The sequence below is a fragment of the Bradyrhizobium sp. KB893862 SZCCT0404 genome (genome assembly GCF_018130885.1).
GTDB lineage: Bacteria > Pseudomonadota > Alphaproteobacteria > Rhizobiales > Xanthobacteraceae > Bradyrhizobium > Bradyrhizobium stylosanthis.
On the sequence record NZ_JAFCLT010000011.1, the window covers coordinates 154,273 to 179,040 of the forward strand.

At 65.4% G+C, this 24,768-nt stretch carries 21 protein-coding genes and 1 tRNA gene; 11 read left to right on the forward strand and 11 right to left on the reverse strand.

Features of this window, described 5'->3' with window-relative positions; translation table 11 throughout:
- Positions 1 to 240: 240 nt before the first annotated feature.
- The 5 genes from trxB (at position 241) to JQ617_RS33830 (ending at position 4,271) form a co-directional block, all read left to right on the forward strand.
- A complete protein-coding gene (trxB, locus tag JQ617_RS33810; protein ID WP_063687428.1) occupies positions 241 to 1,206 on the forward strand; it encodes a thioredoxin-disulfide reductase in 966 nt (321 codons plus the stop codon).
- 5 nt (positions 1,207 to 1,211) lie between these two features.
- Entirely contained in the window at positions 1,212 to 2,135 is a 924-nt protein-coding gene (locus tag JQ617_RS33815) for a LysR family transcriptional regulator (protein ID WP_026312114.1), read from the forward strand.
- 442 nt (positions 2,136 to 2,577) lie between these two features.
- A complete protein-coding gene (gene dapA, locus JQ617_RS33820) occupies positions 2,578 to 3,483 on the forward strand; it encodes a 4-hydroxy-tetrahydrodipicolinate synthase (protein ID WP_212030150.1) in 906 nt (301 codons plus the stop codon).
- A 344-nt stretch (positions 3,484 to 3,827) separates the two neighbouring features.
- The gene (locus JQ617_RS33825) at positions 3,828 to 3,974 is read left to right on the forward strand and encodes a hypothetical protein (protein WP_186467778.1); all 147 of its coding nucleotides are present in this window, start codon (positions 3,828 to 3,830) and stop codon (positions 3,972 to 3,974) included.
- 132 nt (positions 3,975 to 4,106) lie between these two features.
- Entirely contained in the window at positions 4,107 to 4,271 is a 165-nt protein-coding gene (locus JQ617_RS33830; RefSeq protein ID WP_167358239.1) for a hypothetical protein, read from the forward strand.
- Positions 4,272 to 4,463: 192 nt separating this feature from the next.
- On the opposite strand, the gene JQ617_RS40480 is transcribed toward JQ617_RS33830, so the two are convergent.
- Both JQ617_RS40480 and JQ617_RS33840 read right to left on the reverse strand, forming a co-directional pair.
- A complete protein-coding gene (locus JQ617_RS40480) occupies positions 4,464 to 5,141 on the reverse strand; it encodes an AAA family ATPase (protein ID WP_025032179.1) in 678 nt (225 codons plus the stop codon).
- A gap of 501 nt (positions 5,142 to 5,642) precedes the next feature.
- Positions 5,643 to 5,999: a hypothetical protein gene (locus JQ617_RS33840; protein ID WP_212030151.1), complete on the reverse strand. Its 357-nt coding sequence runs from the start codon at positions 5,997 to 5,999 to the stop codon at positions 5,643 to 5,645.
- A 548-nt stretch (positions 6,000 to 6,547) separates the two neighbouring features.
- Here JQ617_RS33840 and JQ617_RS33845 point away from each other — a divergent pair.
- Genes JQ617_RS33845 through JQ617_RS33855 form a run of 3 tightly spaced genes read left to right on the forward strand, consistent with a single transcriptional unit; the run spans position 6,548 to position 9,584 of the window.
- Positions 6,548 to 7,714: a CaiB/BaiF CoA transferase family protein gene (locus JQ617_RS33845; RefSeq protein ID WP_212030152.1), complete on the forward strand. Its 1,167-nt coding sequence runs from the start codon at positions 6,548 to 6,550 to the stop codon at positions 7,712 to 7,714.
- A 2-nt stretch (positions 7,715 to 7,716) separates the two neighbouring features.
- On the forward strand, positions 7,717 to 8,640 hold the full coding sequence (locus JQ617_RS33850) for an HpcH/HpaI aldolase/citrate lyase family protein (protein ID WP_212030153.1): 924 nt from the start codon (positions 7,717 to 7,719) through the stop codon (positions 8,638 to 8,640).
- A gap of 5 nt (positions 8,641 to 8,645) precedes the next feature.
- On the forward strand, positions 8,646 to 9,584 hold the full coding sequence (locus tag JQ617_RS33855) for an AEC family transporter (RefSeq protein WP_212030154.1): 939 nt from the start codon (positions 8,646 to 8,648) through the stop codon (positions 9,582 to 9,584).
- Positions 9,585 to 9,630: 46 nt separating this feature from the next.
- On the opposite strand, the gene JQ617_RS33860 is transcribed toward JQ617_RS33855, so the two are convergent.
- Together JQ617_RS33860 and tenA are read right to left on the reverse strand one after the other, a co-directional pair.
- Positions 9,631 to 10,398: an outer membrane protein gene (locus JQ617_RS33860; protein ID WP_212030155.1), complete on the reverse strand. Its 768-nt coding sequence runs from the start codon at positions 10,396 to 10,398 to the stop codon at positions 9,631 to 9,633.
- A 527-nt stretch (positions 10,399 to 10,925) separates the two neighbouring features.
- Positions 10,926 to 11,600 carry a thiaminase II gene (gene tenA, locus JQ617_RS33865; protein ID WP_212030156.1) on the reverse strand — a complete coding sequence of 225 codons (675 nt, stop codon included), beginning with the start codon at positions 11,598 to 11,600 and terminating at the stop codon, positions 10,926 to 10,928.
- Positions 11,601 to 11,826: 226 nt separating this feature from the next.
- Between tenA and JQ617_RS33870 the strand changes: the two genes are divergently transcribed.
- Complete coding sequence (locus tag JQ617_RS33870) at positions 11,827 to 12,555, forward strand: class I SAM-dependent methyltransferase (protein ID WP_212030157.1); 729 nt, start codon at positions 11,827 to 11,829, stop codon at positions 12,553 to 12,555.
- A gap of 385 nt (positions 12,556 to 12,940) precedes the next feature.
- Positions 12,941 to 13,345, forward strand: coding sequence for a nuclear transport factor 2 family protein (locus JQ617_RS33875; protein ID WP_212030158.1), 405 nt, complete (start codon positions 12,941 to 12,943; stop codon positions 13,343 to 13,345).
- 81 nt (positions 13,346 to 13,426) lie between these two features.
- Here the strand turns inward: JQ617_RS33875 and JQ617_RS33880 are convergent, their stop codons facing one another.
- From JQ617_RS33880 to JQ617_RS33895, 4 genes are all read right to left on the reverse strand, one after another.
- Positions 13,427 to 13,765: a GIY-YIG nuclease family protein gene (locus JQ617_RS33880; protein WP_212030159.1), complete on the reverse strand. Its 339-nt coding sequence runs from the start codon at positions 13,763 to 13,765 to the stop codon at positions 13,427 to 13,429.
- 34 nt (positions 13,766 to 13,799) lie between these two features.
- Positions 13,800 to 14,099, reverse strand: coding sequence for a DNA sulfur modification protein DndB (locus JQ617_RS33885; RefSeq protein ID WP_212030160.1), 300 nt, complete (start codon positions 14,097 to 14,099; stop codon positions 13,800 to 13,802).
- 167 nt (positions 14,100 to 14,266) lie between these two features.
- A tRNA-His gene (locus JQ617_RS33890) sits at positions 14,267 to 14,343 on the reverse strand.
- Positions 14,344 to 14,688: 345 nt separating this feature from the next.
- Positions 14,689 to 15,123 (reverse strand): phasin, encoded by a 435-nt coding sequence (locus JQ617_RS33895; protein ID WP_212030161.1) that lies wholly within the window; start codon positions 15,121 to 15,123, stop codon positions 14,689 to 14,691.
- Between the two features lie 683 nt (positions 15,124 to 15,806).
- Between JQ617_RS33895 and JQ617_RS33900 the strand changes: the two genes are divergently transcribed.
- Positions 15,807 to 19,265, forward strand: coding sequence for a PAS domain-containing sensor histidine kinase (locus JQ617_RS33900; protein ID WP_212030162.1), 3,459 nt, complete (start codon positions 15,807 to 15,809; stop codon positions 19,263 to 19,265).
- A gap of 139 nt (positions 19,266 to 19,404) precedes the next feature.
- Here JQ617_RS33900 and JQ617_RS33905 read toward each other — a convergent pair whose 3' ends face one another.
- The 3 genes from JQ617_RS33905 to JQ617_RS33915 form a co-directional block, all read right to left on the reverse strand.
- Positions 19,405 to 21,378 (reverse strand): methyl-accepting chemotaxis protein, encoded by a 1,974-nt coding sequence (locus JQ617_RS33905; RefSeq protein WP_212030163.1) that lies wholly within the window; start codon positions 21,376 to 21,378, stop codon positions 19,405 to 19,407.
- Positions 21,379 to 21,525: 147 nt separating this feature from the next.
- Positions 21,526 to 23,070, reverse strand: a complete 1,545-nt coding sequence (locus JQ617_RS33910; RefSeq protein ID WP_212030164.1) for an FAD-dependent oxidoreductase — start codon at positions 23,068 to 23,070, stop codon at positions 21,526 to 21,528.
- 273 nt (positions 23,071 to 23,343) lie between these two features.
- Positions 23,344 to 24,516, reverse strand: a complete 1,173-nt coding sequence (locus JQ617_RS33915; RefSeq protein ID WP_063687393.1) for a thiolase family protein — start codon at positions 24,514 to 24,516, stop codon at positions 23,344 to 23,346.
- Between the last annotated feature and the right edge of the window lie 252 nt (positions 24,517 to 24,768).

Here is a 24,768-nt window from a genome sequence, read left to right on the forward strand (position 1 = left end):
GGTATTGGGTGGGTCTTTCGCAATCCTCATAGCCCAGTCCGCACGGTTAGCGCAATTTTATTGCGCGTGCAGCGCAATCGAGTTTTGTTCCCTGTTGGAAAAATCCGCCGACAGGGAATGCAATTCTTGCATAGCTCACCAGAAGGCTTAGATTAGCTCTGATATTTCAGCGCCTCCGCGAGGCCTCCCGGCACGTTCCGCGCCCGCGCTGCAAATCCCCCGTGAAAGGCGTCCATCGAAATGTCCGCTCCTGTTCATGCAAAGGTCGTCATTATTGGCTCCGGCCCCGCCGGATACACCGCCGCGATCTACGCCGCGCGCGCGATGCTCGAGCCGATTCTGATCCAGGGCATCCAGCCGGGCGGCCAGCTCACCATCACCACCGACGTCGAGAACTATCCGGGCTTCGCCGACGTGATCCAGGGCCCCTGGCTGATGGAGCAGATGGAGAAGCAGGCGGTCCATGTCGGCACCAAGATCGTCTCCGACCTGGTGATCAAGCTCGACACCACGCAACGTCCGTTCCGCCTCACCTGCGACTCCGGCGACGTCTATCTCGCCGACGCCGTCATCCTCGCCACGGGCGCGCAGGCGCGCTGGCTCGGGCTGCCGTCCGAAGCAAAGTTCCAGGGCGGCGGCGTTTCGGCCTGCGCCACCTGCGACGGCTTCTTCTACCGCAACAAGGAAGTCATCGTGGTCGGCGGCGGCAACACCGCGGTCGAGGAGGCCCTGTACCTCACCAACCACGCCTCGCAGGTCACCATCGTGCATCGCCGCGACCACTTCCGCGCCGAGCGCATCCTGCAGGAACGCCTGTTCAAGCACCCCAAGATCAAGGTGATCTGGGATTCGGCCGTCGACGAGATCTGCGGCACCGAGAACCCCAACAAGGTCACCCATGTCCGCCTCAAGAACGTCAAGACCGGCGCACTCACGGACGTGAAGGCCGACGGCATCTTCATCGCCATCGGCCATGCGCCCGCGACGGAGCTCGTGAAAGACCAGATCAAGCTCAAACCCTCGGGCTATGTCGAGGTCGCCCCGAACTCGACCGCCACTTCGGTGCCGGGCCTGTTCGCCGCCGGCGACGTCGCCGACGAGACCTATCGGCAGGCCGTCACGGCCGCCGGCCTCGGCTGCATGGCAGCGCTCGAGGCTGAACGTTTCCTGGCCCTGCGCGCCAGCGAGCGCGCCGCAGCGGAATAAAGATCATGCCTCGAACACGCGACGGATTTACGGATATGGACTGGGACAAGCTGAAGGTGTTTCACGCGGCGGCGGAAGCGGGAAGCTTCACGCATGCGGGAGAGCAGCTCGGCCTGTCGCAATCGGCGGTCTCACGCCAGGTCTCGGCGCTGGAGCAGGAGCTTTCGGTCTCGCTGTTCCACCGCCACGCCCGCGGCCTGATCCTCACCGAGCAGGGCGACCTGTTGTTCCGCACCGCGCATGACGTGTTCATGCAGCTGCAGGCGGCGCGCGCCAAGCTGACCGACAGCCGCGAGCGGCCGAGCGGCGATCTCAAGATTACAACCACGCCGGGCGTCGGCATCAACTGGCTGATCCCGCGTCTCGGCGAGTTCACCGCGCTCTATCCGGAGATCCGGATCTCGCTGATCGTCACCGACGAGGAGCTCGACCTGTCGATGCGCGAGGCCGACGTCGCCATCCGCACCCGCAAGCCGACGCAGCCGGATCTCATCCAGCGCAAGCTGTTCGCGATGGGCTTCCACGCCTATTGCTCGCCGGAATACATCAAGCGCTTCGGCACGCCGCGCACGCTGGAAGAACTCGACTCCCACCGCATCATCACGCTCTCGGACGGCAACTTCGCGCCGCATCTGCAGAACCGCAACTGGCTGGTGGAAGCTGCGCGCAACGGCTCGGGTCCGCGCGAGGCTTATTTCAAGGTCAACAACATCCTCGGACTCGTGCGCGCCTGTCAGCAAGGCCTCGGCATCGCCGCGCTGCCGGACTATCTGGTCGAAGAGCAGAGCAAGCTCGTGCAACTGTTCGGAGAATCGGATTCGATCCAGCTCGACACGTACTTCGTCTATCCCGAGGAGCTGAAGACCGTCGCACGCGTGCAGGTGTTCCGCGACTTCGTGGTGAGCAAGGCGCAGCGCTGGCCGTCCTGATTTCCGCATGTCTGACATGCGGCCTCGGCTGTTGCTGCATGGCGCTCGTCAAGCCCATACTGTTCGCACGCTGAGCCTTCGCGTTGCGCATTTGTCCCCCTCCTCCAGTGGCGCGGGAGTTCAGTAATCCCTCTTGGAAGGTGATTGTGTCGGCCTCACGTGGCCAATACCTAAGCCGGGCCCTTCGGGTCCGGCTTTTTTTCTGTCGAATCCGCACCTCGCCTTCCGCGTGTATTGACAGTTCCAGGCCTCCCCCGCATCATCCGCCAATGATCACGAAGTCGTGCGCACTCGTTTCGAAAAAAGGCCCCCATCCGGGGACCTCGGAATGTTGCGCGCGCTAGGCTGACTTCGTCATCGCGACAATCCCGAAAACCCCGCCACCTGGACGGGGTTTTTTCATGTGCCCTCCGTCTCAGGTTTCCCGAGAAGGAGATGGAACATGACCGGACTACGAGAACATTTGCACGGACTGTGGCTGCCGCTGGTGACGCCGTTTCAGGGCGGCAGACTGGACGAGACCTCGCTGCGGCGGCTGACGCGGCATTACTGCGCGCAAGGCATCGACGGCTTCATCCTGGGGGCGACCTCCGGCGAAGGCATGACGCTGCGGGACGCCGAGCTCGAGCGCCTCGTCGCCATCGTGCGCGACGAGATGGCCGGCCGCCGTAGCTTGCCGCTCTGCCTCGGCTTGTCGGGTGCGGACACCTCGCGGCTGAAGGAGCGGCTGGACGAAACCGCGGACTGGCCGATCGAGGGCTATCTGATCGCGAGCCCGTACTACGTGCGGCCCTCGCAGCGCGGACTGCTGGCGCATTTCGAAGCGCTCGCCGACCACGCGGCCTGGCCGATCGCGCTCTACAACATTCCCTATCGCTGCGCGGTCAACATCACCAACCAGACCATGCTGCGCCTCGCCGAGCATCCCAACATCGTCGGCCTCAAGGATTGCGGCGCCAGCCGCGAGCAATCGATCGCGCTCCTGCGCGACCGCCCGAAGAATTTCCGCGTGCTGACCGGCGAGGATGCGAACTATCTCGAGGCGCTCACCGACGGCGCCGACGGCGGCATCGTGCTGTCGGCCCATGTCGAGACCGCGACCTTCGCGGCGATCCTCGCCGAGATGAAGCGCGGCAATCACGACGCCGCGCAGGCGCGCTGGCACGAGGTCGCCGACCTGACGCGGCTCCTGTTCACCGAGCCGAGCCCGGCGCCGGCGAAGTACTGGCTGTGGCGCAGCGGCCTGATCGACAGCCCCGAGGTGCGCCTGCCCATGGTGGAAGTCAGCAGCGAGCTCGCCGCCGCGATCGATCGCGAGATCGAGCGGCGGATGCAGATGGCGGCGTAGGTCTTTCTCTCGACGCGTACGGTGCCCCTTCTCCCCTTGCGGGAGAAGGTGGCATAGGCGGCGTTTGGCCGCCGTCCTTAAGAACGCCGAAGCGAAGCTTCGGCTATGGCGCCGGATGAGGGGTCTCTATCCGCGCGCCTAAGTGTTCGCGAGGAGAGAGACCCCTCACCCGTCTCGCCGCGTTGCGGCGAACCGCCCTCTCCCGCAAAGTGAGAGGGTAAGCGCGCCCGCCTTGGTTAACCGCGCCCCAACGGCCTTCGCAGTCGCCGCATGGTGCATCCACATCTCGTTTACGCATCCGCCCCTATCGTTTTCGGCAAAGTCGACCGAAGGGGGAATATCCAATGAGGCATCGCACACGGCCTACGGCCGCGAGCCAGTTCGCGCCTGCCGATCTCCTGCAGGGAATTCTCGTCGTCTCGTCGTTCGGATTCTGGGCGGTGGTGCTCGGCCTGATGCCGGTGCTGCTGTTCAAGGTCTGGCTCGCCTGAGGCGGCAGCTCCGCTGCGATGGTTAAACCGGCGTAGCAAATGCGTTCAAAATACGAACGGGCCTGCAAGCCGGAATCTTAAAACATCGCGTGTAGCGTAAAGCCCATAAGCGAAGAAATCGCGGGGGCGTTTGTGAATAGTCATAATGAAGTGGCGTCGCATTTCGGCGCCGGACAGCCGACGCTGTCCAATGAAGAGAGCTTCACCACCGAAGACATCCTCTGGGCGGTCGGCATCTGGTCGGTGATCCTGACGCTGTCGCCGGTCATCGTGTTCTACATGCTGATGGTGGCGTAGTCTCATCACGCGTGAGACGAAACAAGGTCGTTCCTCTCGTCATTCCGGGGCTCGCGAAGCGAGAACCCGGAATCTCGAGATTCCGGATTCGCCCTTCGGGCGCTCCGGAATGACGGACGAAGCGGTGAAACCCAGAAACGCAAAACGCGCGGACTTCCGCGCGTTTTTCGTCCGGGGAATGATTTATGAAAATTATGCCGCCTGCTTGTGCATTGCGCCGGATGCCGACGCCGTGCCGCGAATGGCCTTGACCGACCGCTCGATCGCCGCCCACAGCCTTGCAATTTCCTGAGCCGCACGGCTCTCGGCCTGATACTCACGCGCGCCTTCGCCGTGGCTGAGTGCCATCAACAAATCCGAACGATTGGTGATCTGACCGCCCCACACCGGAGCACGGAATTTCGCCAGCGCCTCGCGGGCGATGGTGACGATCGGGCTTTCGGCCTCGTCGCGCTTGGCCGGCGCACCGTTCAGCACGACCGCGTAGGGCTTGCGCGCCGCGCGGCACATCTGGATGGTTTCCTGCACCGCGTTGACGTCGAACACGCCGGGACGGGCGGGGATGACCACCATGGTGGCATTCTTGATCGCGTCGTCGACGACGGCCGAGAGGTTCGGCGGCGTGTCGATCAACACCCATTCATAACCGTCGCGCTTGGCAGCGGAGACGATGCCGCTGACCGAGTTCACGGCGGCCTTGATCGGCGGCTCGTTGGTGCCGCGCAGCTTGTGCCACAGCGTCAGCGAACCCTGCGGATCCGCGTCCACGAGCATCACCTGCTTGCTCGCCTTGATCTGCGCGGCGAGATGTGCAGCCAGGGTACTCTTGCCCGAGCCGCCTTTACGCGATGCGAAAACAATAACGTTCATACCCTTGGCCTCCAGATTGACCCCAGGCCGCGAAAATGAATCACCACGCTGATTCGTGAAAGAAAAATTTACCGGGAGTTGCTCCGCGGTCACGAAATAACTGGGGTGTTGGCTTTTGAGTCACACTGCCGCGCGCGACAGGACACAAACTGCAACGAAACGCCTTCCAGCGAAGCGTATGTGCGCTTTTTGAGCAGCACGGCGGCAAAACGGCTTGCAACCTTGCCGCGCAAACCGTCGCCCGACTCTTTTCGATCGCGTGCCGCCGTAATCGCCGCAGGGCCGCGCGCTGGCCGCGCGAACAAAACGAGTCCGGTGGCTGTCGCCGGGCTGAGGCCGCAATCATCTGGTTCGGGGATCGAAGAAAGCGCTTTGATGCCTCGGCGGCGGGAAGACGCGCGCCGGACATGCGAATGCCCGGGACGCCTCCCGCGAAGTCGCTTCGCGCTTGGGCCCGGGCATCGGAAGGTTTCGAAGAAGGAACGCGCTTGCCTGCCGCGCTCAGCTCTCGGTGGTTTTCTTCTTCTTGCTCGCTTTCGGCTTGGTGCTCTTCTTCGTGGTCGAGGCCGCCTTCGGCGCGATGTTGGTGGGACGGCCGGCGCGGGCCTCGCCGGGCTCGGGGCCCTGGCGGAAGAACGCCCGGCACTGCGGCGACAGCTGCGACTTCTTCTGGATCATGCAGGCGGTGATGGCGTCGACGTTCGGAACGAAGTCGCCGCACAGCCGCATCGCATCGGGCGTGCAGGCCTGCTGCTGCTCCGGCGTGTAGGCAAGGCTGCTGCCCGGCAGGACCAGCACGGCCAGGGCAACCCCGGCGATGGCAGACAGAACGGACTTCCCAGAGTGAAACGCCGGCATCGATCTCCCCCCAAAGTGCGAGTCAGGGCGCGGAGTGTGGGTGAACGGCGGTTCGTTGGCAACGAGGGGGGACGCGAAAGGCTGGCGTTGTGCGGTCTCGGCAACAGGGGCGGCGATTGTTAGGCTTGCGGTGGGCGCTCCGGGCTCGCTCAACCTCTCCCGCTTGCGGGGGAGGTCGCGCCGAAGGCGCGGGTGGGGGCTCTCTCCGCGTCGGGGTCCTCGCTTGCGGCGACACCCCCACCCCAACCCTCCCCCGCAAGCGGGAGAGGGAGCGCACCGCCTCGCGGCGCCCGCGGCGCGGCTACCCCATCCGGCGGAACTGGCGAGATCGTCTTCCGGCCGCAGGCGCGAGGGCCCCCAAACAAAAACTGCGAAAACAACCCCATGCACAGTAGAAAACCGACGGCATTGCCGCGTCTTAGGATTTAGCGAAGTCGGGTTTGACTTGTCGGGCAAAACAGGGGCATCATGTCACCATCAAAAGATGCGCGTGGGGTGGCCGGCCTGTGTCCTGCGCTGTCGGAAGCGCAAGGCACGGAGGCGATCGCATGGAAGGCAATGAGGCAGGGCTGCCGCTGTCGGGCGTCACGGTGGTCTCGCTGGAGCAGGCGATCGCGGCGCCGCTGGCCAGCCGGCACCTGGCGGACTGGGGCGCGCGCGTCATCAAGATCGAGCGGCCGGGCGCCGGCGATTTCTGCCGGGACTACGACCACGTGATGAACGGCATGTCGAGCCAGTTCGTCTGGACCAACCGGTCCAAGGAAAGCCTTGCCATCGACATCAAGAGCGAGGGCGGACGGAAGGTGCTGGATGCCCTGCTGCCGCAGGCCGACGTGTTCATCCAGAACCTGGCGCCGGGCGCCGCGGAGCGGCTGGGCCTCGATGCCGCAGCGCTGGTCCGGAAACATCCGCGCATCATCGCCTGCGACGTGTCGGGCTATGGAACGGGTGGCCCCTACAGCGACAAGAAGGCCTACGACCTGCTGGTCCAATGCGAGGCCGGCGTCCTCGCCATCAACGGCACCGCGGCGGAGCCGGCCAAGGTCGGACTGTCGGTGGTCGATATCGCCACCGGCATGTACATCCTCAACGGCGTGCTGATGGCGCTCTATCGCCGCGAGCGGACCGGCAAGGGCACAGCTTTCCAGGCCTCGCTGTTCGATTCGATCACGGACTGGATGAGCTATCCCGCGTTCTACACGCAGAGCACGGGCAAGCCACTGCCGCGCACGGGCGCGCGCCATGCCACCATCGCGCCCTACGGCCCGTTCCGGGCCGGCGACGGCAAGACGATCTTCTTCGGCATCCAGAACGACCGCGAGTGGCGATCGCTATGCAACATCGTGCTCGGCGATGCCGGCTTCGCCGACCATCCGAGCTACCGCACCAATCCGCTGCGCATGCAGAACCGGGATGATCTGCAGGCGCATATCGAAGGGCGTTTCGCATCCCTGACCGGCGAGGAGGTGTTGCGGCTGCTCGACGCGGCCTCGATCGCCAACGCGCATCTGAATTCGGTCGAGGCCTTCCTGGAGCATGAGCAACTGCACGAGCGGAGCCGGGTGCAGAGCGTCGGATCGCCATGCGGGCCCGTGATGAGCTTCCTGCCCGCGCTCACCATTCCCGGCCTGACGCCGCGCATGGATCCCGTCCCCAGTGTCGGGCAGCACAATCAAGCCATCTTCAGCGAACTCGGTCTTTCCAAGGAGACGTGACGATGGTTCATCAGCGACCCTCGCGCGCTTACCTCGCCGTTCCCGCGCATCGCGCCAATCTCGTGGCCAAGGCCGCGGCTTCGGCTGCGGACGCGGTGTTCATGGATCTCGAGGACGCGGTGCCGCCGTCCGAGAAAAGTGCGGCGCTGGATCAGGCCGTCAAATCCCTCGCCGCGCTCGACTGGGGCAACAAGCGCGTCGCCGTCAGGCTCAACGCCGTCGACAGCCCGTGCCTCGCGGCGGAAATCCGCGCGCTGGCGCCGCTGTCCCGGCTGGATGCGGTGATCGTGCCGAAGGCCGAGCGCGCGAGCGACATCGCTGCGATTGCAGGCGAGCTGCGTGAAGCGGCCGAGGGGCGGCCCGCGCCGGTCGCGCTGGAATTGCTGATCGAGACGGCGCTCGGTCTCGTCAACGTCGACACGCTCGCCGCGTCTCACGAAAGCGTCGCCGCCCTTCATCTCGGCGTCGGAGATTTCGCCGCCTCGATCGGGGCCCGCTCCTCCGACATCGGCGTGTCGCCGGATGGCTACCGGCACGTCGGATCGGCGCACAGCGGCTACGCGTCCGCCCCGCTCGACCTGTTCGCCTATCCGATGATGCGCCTTCTGGTGGCCGCGCGCGCGTTCGGCCTGCGCGCCATCGACGGCCCGTGCGGCGCGTTCCGCGATCTCAGGCTGACCGAAAGCATGGCGCAAAAGGCCGCCGCGATGGGCTTCGACGGCAAGCAGGTCATCCATCCCGACCAGATCGCACCGACGCTGCGCGCCTTCGTGCCGTCGGACGAGGAGCTCGCGCAGGCGCGGCGCATCGTCGAGGCGATGGCGCAGGCCGAGGCGCAGGGCCAGGGCGCGGTGACGCTGGACGGCAAGATGATCGACTATGCCAATGTGCGCATGGCACGACGGATCATCGAGCTGGGTTCGTAGCGCGCATGGCCACCATCCTGATCGTCGCGCCGGTGTTCGCCCTGATCGCGGCGGGCTACGCGTCGGTGCTGTTTCGCTTCGTCTCCGAGACCGCACACAAGGGCATCAGCGAATTCGCCTTCAGCATCGCAATCCCCGCGCTGCTGTTCCGCACCATCGTCGTCTCGGAATTCCCCGACGTCAGCCCCTGGCAGATGTGGGGCGCCTATTACGGCGCGCTCGCGCTGACCTGGATCGCCGCGCTCGCGATCTCGGCCGCGCTGCGCGCGCGGCGCGAGGATCGCGAGGACGGCGTCGTGTTCGCGATCGGCTCGGTCTACGGCAACATCGTGATGCTCGGCATTCCGCTCGTGCTCTCCGCGCTCGGCAACGAGGGCGCAGGCCCGATGGCGCTGATCCTGTCGGTGAACACGCCGCTGCTCTGGCTCTGCGGCATTTTGCAGATGGAGCTGGTGAGCCAGAAGCGGACCGGCTCGCCGCTGTCGGTGATCTGGCCCGTGCTGCAGGATCTTTCCCGCAACCCCTTGATGCTCGCGATCGGCTTCGGCGTGGTCTGGCGTTTTACGGGCCTCGGCCTCAACCCCGTGGTCGACCGCACCGTCGAGCTGCTGGCGCAGGCGGGCTCGCCGGCCGCGCTGATCGCGCTCGGCATCAATCTGTTCCGCTTCGAGGTGAAGGGCGAAAAGCTGAGCATTCTGGTGATGTGCGCGCTCAAGCTGATGGCGATGCCGGCGGCCGCGTTCGTGCTGGCCAAGCTGCTCGGCCTGCCGCCGACTGCGGCCGGCGTCATCGTGCTGTTCGCGGCGATGCCGACCGGCGCCAACGCCTACATCTTCGCGGCGCAGTATCAGCGGCTGGTGAACCCGGTGTCGGGCGCCGTCGCACTCGGCACGCTGCTGGCGGCGGTGACGCTGCCGGTGGTGGTGTGGATGGTGGCGAGGTGAGGTCGTGCGGCTCGCCCCCATCCGATGATTTGGGGGATGGCGGCGGCTACTGGAATTTGTAGCTGAACCTGACGCGCGCAACGTCGGTCGTGAGCTGGTTGCGGATGACGCAACCGGAATCGGGTCTGCCGAGGCAGGCTGCGGTGCCATCGGCACGGCGAATGGTCGCTTCGCTATCCCGATACATCGTATGCAGGAATTCGCCGCCGACGATCCAGTTCGAGTCGAGCGCATACTCGACGCCGATGCCGACCACGCCACCCCAGACCGTGCCGCTGCTATTGGCCGTGACTCCCGTGGGCGTTCCAAAATTCGCGAAAGCAACGAGATTGTTGATTTCGGTCCCGGTCTGCCTGACATCGGCCCAGGCTGCGCCGGCCGTCACATAGGCCAGGACGTTGTCGACGACGAGGCCTGCGCGCGCCCGGATCGTGCCGTTGGTATCCGCCTTGAGACCAACATTCATTGCTCTGGCGTCATCACCGCCAAGCAGGGAGTCCTTGAAGCTGCTGTTGCGGTTGATGTCGGCTTCGATGCCGATGAGGCCGCGACCGAACTGGTAGTTGTAGCCGATCTGCGCGCCGCCGGTGAAAAAGCCCGACGTGGGAGTCGCGGACGAGCAGTAGAAGCAGGGATCGTCGAAATGGGATGACGCCATGCCGCCACCGACATTGCCGCCGATGTAGAAGCCCGTCCAGCTGTACACGGTGGCCGCCGGCGCAGCCTTGTATCTGACAGCGCCGATATCGGCCGCGGAGCTCGCGGTCGTGGCTGCCAGCAACAGCGCGACCGCAGCCGCAAGAGTGTTTCTCATCTCAGGTCTCCCAGTGGACACATGTTTGGCTCCGGTCGCCGATGCCCGGACATCAACCTCTCATCCGAGGCGTTGGGAGAAAGCCGCGAAATCAGGCCACGCGCGTCATGCGAACGCAGGAGGCCGCTCGCAATCTTCGGTGACGTTGCAGAATTGACACGACAGTGCTCGCGCGGCGGCGGCCGGTGCCGAGACGGAAGCTGTCCGAAACGTTTCAGGTCGTTTGTCTGGATGACGCGTTCGCGATTGCAGGCAAGCCGCGGGACTTTCCTTGCCACGCCGGGGACGCCAGTCGTCCTTCGAGACGACCGCGGAGCCTGTCATCGGGCCGCGGTTTGCGCGGCCCCGGTGGCGGTCTCCTCAGCATGAGGCTAATCGGCACCGGTGCCTGCTGAAAAGGCTGCCGCACACTCAGTCCTCATCCTGAGGGCCCGCCAACGGCGGGCGTCTCGAAGGATGGCCACAGGAGATGCACTCGTCGCAACCAGATGTCCGTCAGGTTACGAGCCTGACGATTGCTGAAGTAGTTATCCAACACGCTCGCCCGCGCGCCAGGCCATCTCCCAGAAGTCTGCCTCGAGCCGGGTGGCTTCCTTGAAGATCGCGATCAACTCGGCCTCGCGGGCCGGCGTCGCGTAGAGACCGGCGAGATGTTCCAGGTGCGCCCGCGCCTTGGCTGCGACCTCCTGGTACGGCGCGCCGGCGTACTCGGCGATCCAGACGCGATAGGCGTTCGTCGCAGCGTCCGCATGGGGTCGCGAGGCGAGCCGCGTTGCGATCTCCGCGTACCCGATCACGCAGGGGGCAAGCGCCACCTTGAGGGCCAGCAGATCGCCGCGCATTCCCGCGTCGAGCACGTAGCGCGTATAGGCCAGCATCTCGGCCGCCGGAGGCGCCTGTTCAAGATCGGCCGGAGATAGGCCCCAATCGGCGCAGAGCTTCACATGCAGGTTCATCTCGACATCGAGGATGGCCGACAGGCCGGCCGCGGCCTCACGCATGTCGGCAAGCCTGGGCGACTTGTAGACCGCGAGCGCGTAGGCACGGGCAAACTCGATGAGGAACAAATAGTCCTGAACGAGGTAGTGACGAAACGCCGCTTCGGGGAGCGAGCCGTCCGCCAATCCGTTCGTGAAGGGATGCTCGGTGTAGGCCCGCCACTCGACGGATGCTTGTGTCTTGAGACGCTCGAAGAAACTCACGATCTTGTCCGCCTGGCTTGCTCGTCCATGAACGTCTTTGGCTCGCTACCGATAACGCATCGCAGCCTGAGGAGCTATGGGGATCGCGCACAAAACCGGCTTTGAGCGGCGTTGCGGATGGGGCCCTCCCCGCTTCGAGAGACTGATGCAGTGTCACAATGGTGACGTTGATGCGAAGGTGAGGTAATTCAGACGCACGTCCGCGTCGCGCTGGACGGAGCAGGTCATGGCACAGAACATCTACGACAATCCCGATTTCCTTTCAGGTTACAGCCAGCTTCCACGGCAGGTGCACGGGCTGGACGGCGCGCCCGAATGGCCGGCGCTGCGCGCCATGTTTCCCGAGATGGAAGGCAAGCGGGCCATCGATCTCGGCTGCGGCTTCGGCTGGGTTTCACGCTGGCTGCGCGAGAATGGCGCCGGGACGGTGCTGGGCCTCGACCTCTCCGAGAGCATGATCGCGCGGGCGCGCCTAGCCACGGCCGATCGTACAATCGACTATCGCATTGCGGACCTCGAGACGATCGAACTTCCCGAAGCGGCCTTCGATTTCGCCTTCAGCTCGCTGACGTTCCACTACATCAGGGACTTTGACCGGCTCGCGCGAACGATCCATCGCGCGCTCACGGCCGGGAGCCATTTCGTCTTCTCGATCGAGCACCCGGTTTTCATGGCCGCCACTCATCCCGGCTGGATCGCGGACGAGGACGGGCGAAAGACATGGCCGGTCAATCGCTACGCGATCGAGGGCGAGCGCCGCACCGACTGGTTCGCAAAGGGCGTGGTCAAGTATCACCGCAAGATCGCGACAACGCTGAACGCGCTGATCCGTGCCGGCTTCAGCATCGAAGCCGTCGACGAGTTCGCGCCCTCGGCGCAGCAGATCAGCGAGAAGCCGGCGCTGGAGGAGGAGCTGGAGAGGCCGATGATGCTGCTGGTGTCCTCGCGGAGATAGGCGGCGCGCTCGGCCGCGGGATCGCTCAGCCTGTGTTTTGTGCCCTCTCACCGCAATCGCCACCGCCTCGCCGGGCTCATATCCCAGTCAGCGCAGACCCAGGAATGAGAGAATTGCACCAATCACGACGATGAGTCCGACCAGATAGATAAGCCCGTTCATGTCTCAGCTCCCTCAGCATTGTTCGGCCCTACCGCAGCTACAAACACCGGAAGTCGCCAAAAGGTTCGCCGATGCCGGACGCCGATTTCTCCTGAACGCCTGGAACGAAAGCGGGCGATCCTGCGTCGTGCGGCCCTGAGGGCTAGCCCGATCACCTCGATGATTTTGCCTTTACACGCAAAGGTCGCTAGGCTGTCCTGATACGTGTTGCAGGGAGGGTGACATGGGACAGCGCGAAGACATGCTCGCATTGATCAGAACCGCCTACGCCGCGCGCGGCGACGGTGACGTCGAAGGCCTGGTGACGGCCTTTCATCCCGAGGGCGTATTCACCCTGACGGGCGACAAAAGCGCGCTCGCACTGACAGGAAGCATGGAGGGACACCCGACCCTGCGCGCGGCCTTCGGTCAATTCATTGCCGACTTCGGCTTCGAGAGCCGGGAAATCTTGGCCGAGTTGGTCGACGGCGATCGTGTCGCGGTCCATTCGCGCGTCGTCGTTCGATATCACCCGGCCGGGAAAACCGTCAGCACCGAGATGGTGGACCTGTTCAGGTTTCAGGATGGCAAGATTGTTGAGCTGATCGAGTTTGCGGATACGGCGCAGATCAAGGCGATGATTGCGTGAGGTGAGATGAGACTCGTGGAGTTTCGTGCACTGTTCACCGTAATGACGCTGGCACGGTAATCCGCTTCGATCGGACGGCCGCTAAGTGAACGTGGGTGAGTACACCCGGTTCAGTTCAGGCAACACGCCCTCACGCTGGATGTGAATATTTAGCCAAGTTCGTTCGATTTTCCGGGTATCAATACTCTCAAGCCAATGGAACAAGACTGCACGTCCCTGTTTGGTTAGCGCAGTCTTTTCAGGATTGTCTAGATGTTGCCCCAACCGTCTACGAAGGTTTTCGGCGAGTCCGACGTAAAGGACAAATCCATCTACAGTAGTCAGCACGTAGCATCCGGAGGTCGCGGGCACAAAGCGCTCCCGACTCCGCATGAAGCCCACCTTGTTTGTTGGCTGCGGGACGAGCTCTGCAACGTTCATATTTCGATAGCCGCAGGATTTAGCGCCGAACGGTTCAGGGCCTTGGAGAGTTCTTGCGAAACAACATTGATCGCACCAGCATTGAGAAAGCTAGCTGTCGCGCCTTTGTGCCACCATTCCGGATGTCCTGCCCCTTGACGATGTAGTCAGCTAGCTTCTTCGCACGGGCCTTGTTCAGAACGCGCTGATAGCCTTTGGCGTCCGAGTCGTCCGGATCAAGCGTCTCCACACTGTAGAAATTCTCGCGAACAAGATCGCGGACCTTCATCGCAGTTGCATAGAGGACGAGCGCGCCCTGACGCACGCGCGCAGCTGGAAGCTTGATCAATGCCATGAAAAAATGCCCCTGCCCCGATATTCTCCAATCAAAGCATCTCTTAGTAAAAATTGCAAAGACATGAAGACGCGCTCATTCCGAGCATAGGATCGGAAGGATTTGAGTGGAGTTGCGTTTGTTGAGTGGTTATCCAGCGCGAACAAAGAACTAATAGCTGAAATGGCTGGTACAGTTGGGTGGGCTCGAACCACCGACCTCCTGTTCCACAGACAGGCGCTCTAACCAACTGAGCTACAACTGCATCCTTGCGAGCCGCGCCTTGGGGGCTGCCTGAAAAGGCCTGACGCCGAGGGGGCTGGACGGGGCGGAAACTAGGTGCAACGGCTCCGTTTGGCAAGGCCGCAATGGGCCGAAAAACCTGCGCAAATCGACCTGAGCACGACGAAATCGGGCCGGATGGTGACTATAGCGGCGTTGCGCTCCCGCTTCCGCTCGCGACGATACCCCCCCAAGAGGAGAGAGCCCTCTCCCGGCCTCTCCCGCATCCGCCTTCGCCAAGGCTTCGGCGGACAAGAGCGGGAGAGGTGAAGAAAAAACCCGGGCCTCTCGGCCCGGGCTTCTTAACTCGATCGATCCGCCGGCCCTATCAGGCGGCGGGCTTGTAGAACTTGGCCGCGCTCGCCTTGATCGGCTCGGCGGTCTCGTTGGCGATGCGCTGGGTCAGCTCGACCAGCTCCTTGGCCTGGGCCTGGAAGGTCTCGAGCTGGCTGCGGGCGTGGCCGCTCCACAGCGAAAACGCGTCCGACGGGGACTTGGCGCCGAGCAGCTCCTGGGCGAAGTCCAGCGAGGCCGACGAGTTGGCCTTCATGAACTCGACCAGCTTGGCGGTGTACTCGCTCGCGCCCTTGTTGGCGGAAGTGAACACGGCCTCGACGGTGCCGTTGTGGGTCTCGGCTGCGTCCTTGAACTTGGCGTAGCTCTCGCGGGCCTGCGACACGCCCTTCTCGGCGAACGCACGCATCTGCTCAGGAACCTCGAACGGAATGATCGAGGCAGAAAACGGATCAGTCGCACCTGTCATGGTTGGTCCCTCACGCTAATCTTGAAAAAATGGAGTGAGCCTTACGGCGCGCCCGCCGGCCAACCGGGGCCATCTGTTGGCGGGTACGAAGACTGGAAACGCGAAACAAACAACGGCTCGCCCAGCGCCCAGCATTGTGGCTGCCTAACATGTCAACATTGTGCAGCGCAACGCGTCAGGCGGGTGCAACGCGAAATTTAATCCCGGGGAGGGTGAGGTTCCCCCGCGGGGGAACCGGGGGTTGAGGTAGTGGGGTGAGGGATAGCCGCATTTTGCGCGACTTGAGCGCTTCGAGACGACCGCTTTCAGCGGTCTCCCCAGGATGAGGCTCAGCGGCATCGGCGCTCGCCGAAACTGCAACCACGCACCCGGTCCTCATCCTGAGGGCCCGCCAAAGGCGGGCGTCTCGAAGGATGGCCACGGGGAAATTGCCGCCTATGCGATCGCCCCGCGAGGGGGTGGCACCGCATCGTGTGCCGCCCGCCCCAGCGAATCCTGCGGATGCCGCGACCACCCGGCTTGCGGGGGTGGCTGGATTAAGGTTATCGCGGCTTTGGGGCCCTCTTCCCTCACCCGCCCCGTGGACCTGCCCGCGCCCGCGCGCGATACTAACCCTTTCTTAAGGCTGCCATTCCGGCAGCCCGCACGACCCGATGCGTGAGCGCGAGATACAAGCCGGTTGGATGAGTAGTTCGGATTTCCAGTTGCGAGGTGTCGGCGATCCGCGGCTGGCCGTGCATGCGACCTCCCAGCTCGCGACGTGGCTCTGGTCGATGGACGGCGCCCGCGTGCTGTGGGCCAATCCGGTCGGCGCAAGGCTGTTCGGCGCGGCCAATGCCGCGGCGCTGGCGCAAAAGACTTTTGGTCCCGCCGACAGCCATCGCCGACAGGTGGTGCGGCTGGCCCGCCGGCTGCCGGCCAACGGCGCCGCCCGGCTGGAGCGGCTGCAGGGCTTTGGCGCCCGGCTCGGCACCCTCATGACCTGCGCCTGCGCGCGGCTCGACTTTGCCGACGGCAGCCATGCCATCCTCGTCACCGCGATGGACCCGGCGGCGCGCCCGATGCCGCTGGTCGAGCGCCTGCTGCGTCTCGTCGACGGCGCGACAGTGCCGATGGCGGCATTCGCGCCGGACGGCCTGTTCGTCGGTGCCAGCGAAGCTGCTCGCCGCCTGCTCGGCTTCCGCGATCTCGGCGAAGCCGGCCTCGAACAGGCCCGCAGCACCGCGATGGCCTCAGGCCGCGCCGAAACGCCGATCGGCATCGGCCAGATGGTGCTGCAACGGGTCGGCCGCGGCGCCGATGTCGGCCTGGTCGCGCTGATCGAGCCGGCGCCTGCGCCGGCAGCCGCGAGCGAGCCCGTGCCGGAGACTGCGCACGAAGAAACCGTTCAAGTTGCGCCCGAGGCTGCACCGGCCGAGCCCGCGGCCGCCGTGCCGCAGCAGGTCGAGCCCGCCCCGCCAGCCGCGGCCGCTTCCGGCATCGCGCCGTTCGACGCCTTTGCCGAGCCGGCCGAGACGGCCGCTGTGAGTGACATTGAAACGCTCCTGCCGGCCGAGCCGATCGCGCATGAGCCGGCAGCAGAGATCGCGCCGATCCAGGCCGTGCAGGACGCTCCCGAGGCGCCGGTTCAGGACGCGCTCGCCGACACCATCGAAACCGCGCAAAACTCAGCGGTTGAAAACCCGCACCCAGCCATTGTGCCGCCGCAGGCCGCGCCCATCACATCGGGCATGGTCGAGCCGCCGCCGGGTCCCGCAGCGCCACCGCGCCAACATCCGCTGCGCTTCCTCTGGCAGATGGATGCGCAGGGCCGCTTCGTGCTCGGCTCGGACGAGTTCATCCGCCTGATGGGCGCACACACCGCCGCCGGCTTCGGCCGGCCCTGGCACGAGATTGCCGCGGAATTTTCGCTCGACCCCGAGGGACGCGTCGCGCAGGCGCTGCAAAGCCACGACACCTGGGCCGGCATCACAGTGAACTGGCCGGCCGACGGCGGCGAGCATCTGCCGGTCGAGCTCGCGGGCCTGCCGGTCTACGACCACGATCGCAATTTTGCAGGCTTCCGCGGCTTTGGCGTCTGCCGCGATCTCGACGGCCTCAACCGGCTCGATGCGCTGCGCCGCTATGAATTGTTCGTCGAGCCGCACACCCCGCAGGAGCCGCCCGCCGACACCGTCGCGACCGAACCGGAGCCTGAGCCCGACCCCGAGCCGGTGGCAGAGGCCCCGCCTCCGCCGGAAGAGCCGCCTGCACCCGAGCCTGAACCGACACCAGAACCTGAACTGCCCGAACCCACACGAGACGCGAATTCACACCCAACCGATTTGGAAACGCCAGTGGAAACGCCTCCCAACGTCGTGCCGTTCCGCACCCCCGGCGATACCCGTCCGCCGACGCTGACGCCGGTCGAGAACAGCGCCTTCAACGAGCTCGCGCGGCAATTGTCCGAACGGCTCGAGCGCGAACGCGAGAGCATTGCTGCCAACGCGGCCGAGCCGCCGGCCGCGGAGATCGCAGCCGAGCCGCTGCCGCCTGAGCCGCAGCCCGAGCCGCCGCACGCGCCGGCCGAATGGCTGACCGAGCCGGCGCCGCCGCCGCGCGGCACCAGCCTGCGCGACCGCACGCTGCTCGACCTGCTGCCGACGGGCGTTTTGATCTATCGCCTCGACCGCCTGCTCTACGCCAACCCCGCCTTCCTCGCGCGCATGGGCCATGCCAGCCTCAATGCGCTGGAGAACGCCGGCGGGCTCGATGCGCTCTATGTCGAGATGGGCGTGTCGTCCGCCAGCAGCACGTCGCAGGCGGGCACGCCGGTGACGATCAGCGCGACGCTTCCCAATGGCGAAACGCCGCTGCCGACCACCGAGGCGCATCTGCACACGATCGACTGGGACGGCGACAGCGCGCTGGCGCTGATCTGCGCGCTGCCGGCCGCGCCAGCCGCGCCCGCGGTCGTTGCGCCGCCCGTCGCCGCCGAGCCGATCATCCCCGAATCCTTCCCCTACGCGCCCGATCTCGAGCCTGCCGCAGGCGATGCCGACGCCGAAGATCTCGCCGCGATCCTCGACACCACGGCCGAGGGCATCGTGATGTTCGATGCCGAAGGCAACATCCACGCCTGCAACCGCAGCGCGGAAGCGCTGTTCGGCTATGACGGCCAGACGCTGCTCGAGCAGAACCTCGTGACGCTGTTCGCGCCGGAGAGCCAGCAGGTCGTCGCCGACTATCTCGACAGCGTGAGGAGCCAGGACATCGCGAGCCTGCTCGACCACGGCCGCGAGGTGCTGGGCCGCGAGCGGAAGGGCGGCGTCATTCCGCTTGCGATGATCATGGGCCGCACGCGGCCGGACGGTCCGAACTTCTTCGCCGTGTTCCGCGATCTCTCGCACGCCAAGAAGGGCGAGAGCGAACTGTCGCAGGCCCGCCGTCTCGCCGACGGCGCCGCCAACGCCAAGGCCGACATGCTGGCGCGGATCAGCCACGAGATCCGCACGCCGCTCAACGCCATCATCGGCTTTGCGGAAGTGATGATCTCGGAACGCTTCGGCACGCTCGGCAACGAGCGCTACGGCGAATACATGAAGGACATCCGCGCCTCCGGCGAGCGCGTCATCACCATCATCGACGATCTGCTGGAGCTGTCGCGGATCGAGACCGGCAAACTCGACCTGAACTTCGCGAATCTGAACCTCAACGATCTCGTCGAAGCCTGCGTCGTGGTGATGCAGCCGCAAGCCAACCGCGAGCGCATCATCATCCGCACCTCGCTGGCGCACGCGTTGCCGCAGGTGACGGCGGACGCGCGCGCGATGCGGCAGATCACCATGAACTTGATCTCGAACTCGATCCGGCTCGCCAGCGCCGGCGGCCAGGTCATCGTTTCGACCGCGCTGACCGACCGCGGCGAGATCGCGCTGCGCATCCGCGACACCGGCCATGGCCTTAGCGAGCGCGAGCTCGCCGCCGCGATGGAGCCGTTCCGCACCCCGCCGCCCGGCGATGCCGCCGACAATTCGGCGCTGAGCCTGTCGCTGACCAAGGCGCTGGTCGAAGCCAACCGCGCCCAGTTCAACATCAAGAGCGCGGGGAATTCCGGCACGCTGATCGAAGTGGTGTTCGCGCCCGTCGTGGCGGGGGCGTAAGCGGCCGCCAACAACTGAGACCGTCATGCCCGGGCTTGTCCCGGGCATCCACGTTCGTCGTGCCGCGGACAAGACGTGGATGGCCGGGTCAAGCCCGGCCATGACGATGAGGAAAGATTGGCGCGCTAGAGCTCGAACCTCACGCCGCGCGCACCGTATCCAGGAACTTGCCGACCTCGAACTTCAGCCGGTTGCTGTCGTTGGACAGCGACTGCGCCGCCGAGAGCACCTGCGAGGAGGCCGAGCCGGTCTCGGTCGCGCCCTGGCGCACGCTGCTGATATTGGCGCTGACCTCGCTGGTGCCGGCGGCCGCGCTCTGGACGTTGCGCGAAATCTCGCTGGTCGCAGCACCCTGCTCTTCCACCGCGGCGGCGATGGTGGAGGAGATCTCGGACAGGCGCTCGATGGTGCCGCCGATGGTCTTGATCGCACCGACGGAGTCCTGGGTCGCGACCTGGATGCTGGAGATCTGCTGGCCGATGTCGCCGGTGGCCTTCGCGGTCTGCTCGGCGAGCGCCTTCACCTCCGACGCCACCACGGCAAAGCCGCGCCCGGCTTCGCCGGCGCGCGCGGCCTCGATGGTGGCGTTCAGCGCCAGCAGATTGGTCTGGCCCGCAATGGCGTTGATCAGCTCGACCACGTCGCCGATGCGCGCGGCGGCGCGCGACAATTCACTGACGCGATCGTTGGTGTGGCCGGCCTGGCTGACGGCCTCGCCGGCGATACGCGCGGAATCCTGCACCTGGCGGCTGATCTCGTTGACGGACGCCGTCAGCTCCTCCGCTGCGGAGGCCACCGACTGCACGTTGGCCGCCGCCTCTTCGGATGCGGCCTCGACCAGCGTTGCGAGCTCGGTCGAGCGGCCGGCGGTCGTGGTCAGCGAGGTCGCGGAGGCCTCGAGCTCGGTCGCGGCCGAGGACACGGTCTCGACGATCTCGCCAATCGCGCCTTCGAAATCGTCGGCCATCCTGATCATGTCGGCGCGGCGGCGCTCGGCGGCGATCTTGTCCTGGCGGATCTTCTCCTCGGCTTCTTCCTGCGCCTTGCGTTCCGCGTTGATCTTGAAGGTCTCGACCGCTTGCGCGATCTCGCCGATCTCGTCGGGACGGCCGAGCCCGGGCAGCACGACGGCGAAATTGCCGTTGGCGAGCTCGATCATCGCCGCACGCATCGCGGAGAGCGGCTTCGACACCGAACGGCCGATGAAGATGCCGAGGCCGAGCACGCAAGTCGCGATCATGCCGATCGCAACCGCGATCCAGAACTGGATGCTGGCGCGCTCGGCGTCGTTGAGACGATCCGCCTCGACGCGAATGGCCTCGACGGATGTCGAGACCTGCTCGATCACGGGCTCGACCGCAGAGAAGGCCTCGGACATGCCCTTCAGTTCATTCGCCAGCTTCAGCGCGGTCTCCAGCCAGGCCGAGAAGTCGCGCTGGTAGTCGGCGAGCTTCTGGCGCAGCTCGGCCTTGGCGCCATCGGGAATGTCGGCCGCACCGATGCCGGCCGCAAATTCGGAGGCGCGCTTCTTCATGTCCTCGCCATATTTGGCGTCACGGCGCAGCATGAAGTCCTTCTCATGCCGGCGCATCATCAGCATGGTCACCTTGAGCGGCGCGTTCTGGAGCTGGTCGACCTGGCTCTCGATGCCGTGGACGGAGGCTCGCAGGCGGCCTTCGAGGCCGGACTTCTCGTCGAGGCCGAGCCGCTGCCGTTCCTCGACCACCACGGCGAAACGCGCCTGGTAGGTCTTCAGCGATGCGTTCATCGCGTCGATCTTCTGCGCCAGCTCGGGCTTGCCGAGCGCCGCGATCTTGCCGCGCAGCGTCTCGATGTCGAGCGCGACCTGCCTGCCGATCTCGGCCTGGCGCTGCGCCTTGCTCGCGTCATTGCGCAGCAAAAAGTCCTTCTCGGCGCGGCGCGCCTCGAGCAGCTCGATCGCGATCCTGTTGTTCAGCTCGAACACGGTGCGCGCGTTCTCGGCGGCGTCGCGATAGACGCCCATCGCGCGCTCGCCGTAGAGATGGATGCCGCCGATCAGGACGACGCCGATGACACCAATGACACCGATTGCAGTGATCTTGTGCGTGAGCTTGAGGGAGAAAAGCCGCATCGTGATCTCAAATCCGTTGGTGGCCAATGCGGTTGATGAGACGCTAACGCCTAAAAGCTTCCGTTAATTTGCGGGCACGTATTAATACGTGTATTCTGTCATAATACACGTTCTTGTGCACGTTGATGTGCATATGAGACGGCGCCGCTACGCGCGCGATGCGGGATCGCCGAACCAACGCGACGCAGCCTGCGCGGCTTCGTTCTGGTCCGGGGTGCCTTCACTGACCCAGGCGACGAAGCCATCGGGACGCACCAGCACGGCGCTCAGGCCGAGCCGGTCTCTCACCTCGCCCGCGACATAGGAGATCCGGTCGCTCCAGCGGCTCGCAAATGCCCGAAGCGGTCCGCGCGCGTCGAAGTCCAGCAGCAGTCCCTTCGCCGTCCGGAGAAGCTCTCCGGTCGTCGCGCCGTCGTGCCATTCGAACTCGGGAACGCTGCGGCCAATGAGCGGATGGCCGCCGCCGAGATCGTAGCGCAGCGAGGCACCGCGCACACGTTCGGCGAAATAGGTCGTGCCGTCGCGAGTGGCGATGAGATCGCGCATGATCGCCTGGAGCGCGCGCGTGGCCGGCGTCGGCCGCATGATCGCGACCTGCGCACGCGACCAGTCGAGCACCTCTGCGCAGACCGGGTGCCTCTCGCCAGAATACGTGTCGAGCAGGTCGTCAGGTGCGTGACCGCAGATCGTCGCGGCCAGCTTCCAGCCGAGGTTCATCGCATCGCCGAGGCCGAGATTGAGGCCCTGCCCGCCCAGCGGCGAATGGGTGTGCGCGGCATCGCCCGCGAGCAGCACCCGCCCCTTGCGATAGGCCGTCGCCTGACGCGCCCGATCCGTCCAGGTGGTGGCAAGCCGAAGCGCGGCGATCGTGACGTCGGTACAGGAGACACGCCGCAGGACACTCTGCACATGCTCCATCGTGACCGGCGCGGTGCGGTGGAACGCGCCACCGTCGAAGTCGACCATCGCGATCGTGCCTGATGGTGCGTAGGTGTACATGCCCATCGGCGTGTAATTGCGGCCGGGGACGAGCTTCTCCGGATCGGCCAGCTCGACCTCGATGGAATAGCCGGTGAATTCGGGATCAGTGCCGACGAAGTCGAAACCGCACGCCTTGCGCACCGTGCTGCGGCCGCCGTCGCAGCCAACCAGCCAGCGCCCGCGAAACGTCTCGCCGGCCCCCTGCACGGTCACACCGTCGTCCGAAGCGTCGACGGCGGTGACGCCGAAGCCGCGCCTGATTGCAGCGCCGAGGCTTAGTGCGCGCGCGGTCAAAACGGTTTCGAGCGTGGCCATGTCGACCGCGACGCCAGCATCGGCCGGCGTCGGCAGACGCCAGGGCCATTTCGCGGCATCGACGTCATCCTGATAGAACTGAATGCCGGCGAAATGACCGGCGGGCTTGCGGGCCTGCTGCATCCAATGCGCAGCGGTCCGGATCGCGCCCGAATTCGCGCGCTGCGCGGCCAGGATCTCGTGCAGCAAGCCGCGCCGGTGCAAGGCCTCGGTTGTCGGGATCGAAAGGCCACGCAGGCCGAACGGCAGCTGCTTCAGGGGAGAATGCGGATCCGGCGCCTGCTCCAGCACCAGCACGGCGAGGCCGGCGAGCCGCAGCTCGCAGGCGAGAAACAGGCCGACAGGGCCGGCACCGGCGATGACGACGTCGTAGATATCGGTGGATCGGGTTAGCATGAGACGCTCCTCGGGTCGATGTTCGACCGGAGCGTTCCCAGAGCTTCGAGGATCACACGGACGAACGATTGAGCGCCCAGATGGCGCCCGCTGTTCGTCGTGGGGATCTCGTGCACAAGGCCAAAGACCAGAGCTTCCGTTACCAGAAGGACTTGGGCTTACCAGACCAAGTCTGCCTTTTCCGACACGGGCTATATAGTTTCGCCGCGATCGGTGCGCAACGAAAAAGGGCACGGCTCACGCCGTGCCCTTCCGCATTCAGATCGGCTCGGATCAGCTGTAGATCTCGAACAGGCCGGCGCCGCCCTGGCCGCCGCCGATGCACATGGTCACGACGCCCCACTTCGCCTTGCGCCGCGCGCCTTCCTGCAGCAGATGGCCGGTGAGACGGGCGCCGGTCATGCCGAAGGGATGGCCGATCGCGATCGAGCCGCCATTGACGTTGTACTTGGCGGGGTCGATGCCGAGCTTGTCGCGCGAATAGAGGCACTGGCTGGCGAAGGCCTCGTTGAGCTCCCACAGATCGATGTCGTCGATCTTGAGGCCGGTGCGCTTCAAGAGCTTCGGGATCGCGAACACCGGGCCGATGCCCATCTCGTCGGGCTCGCAGCCCGCGGTCGCCCAGGCGACGAAGCGGCCGAGCGGCTTGAGGCCGCGCTTCTCGGCGTCCTTGGCTTCCATCAGCACCACGGCGGCGGCCCCGTCCGAGAGCTGGCTGGCATTACCCGCGGTGACGAACTTGCCGGGGCCCTTCACCGGCTCGAGCTTTGCCAGTCCTTCCAGCGTCGTCTCGGGGCGGTTGCATTCGTCGCGATCGACGACGTAGTCGACGATGCTCTCGGCCTTGGTCTGCTTGTCCACGACCTTCATCTTGGTCTTCATCGGGACGATCTCGTCCTTGTACTTGCCCGCCTGCTGGGACGCGGCCATGCGGCGCTGCGATTCCAGCGAGAACTCGTCCTGGTATTCGCGGCTGAGCTTGTAGCGCTCGGCGACGATGTCGGCGGTGTCGATCATCGCCATGAAGATGTCGGGCGCGACCTTGAGCAGCTCAGGATCGATCGATTCCTTCGGCGTGCCGCCGCCGGGCATCGAGATGCTCTCGACGCCGCCGGCGACGATGCAGTCGGCGCCGTCGGAGCGGATCGAGTTGGCGGCCATCGCGATGGTCTGCAGGCCGGAGGAGCAGAAGCGGTTCACCGAGACGCCGGCGGTGGTCTTCGGCAGGCCGGCGAGCAGCGCGGCCTGGCGGCCGATATTCGGCGCGCCATGGGCGCAATTGCCGAGATAGCAATCCTCGACATAGTCCTTCTCGACGCCGGCGCGGTCGACCGCGTGCTTGATGGCGTGCGCCGCGAGCGACATCGGCGGCGTGATGTTGAACCCGCCGCGGCCGGATTTTGCGAGGCCCGTGCGCGCATAGGAAACGATGACGGCTTCACGCATTGTTCTCTCCCTTTTTCGAACGTTTTGAACGGAGCGTCCTGGGCGCCATTGGTACACAAAGTTTGGAGGCGCGGGGAGAAATAAAGCAGGGCGCGGCATCAACAAAAACGCCGCCCTTGCGGAGAAGGGCGGCGTTGTTCCGCATGTCGGAATATATGATATGATGATCGTCATTCCGGGGCGGTGCGAAGCACCGAACTCCGGTGCGCAATTGCGCACCTGAGAAGTTCGAGATTCCGGGTTCTCGCTTCG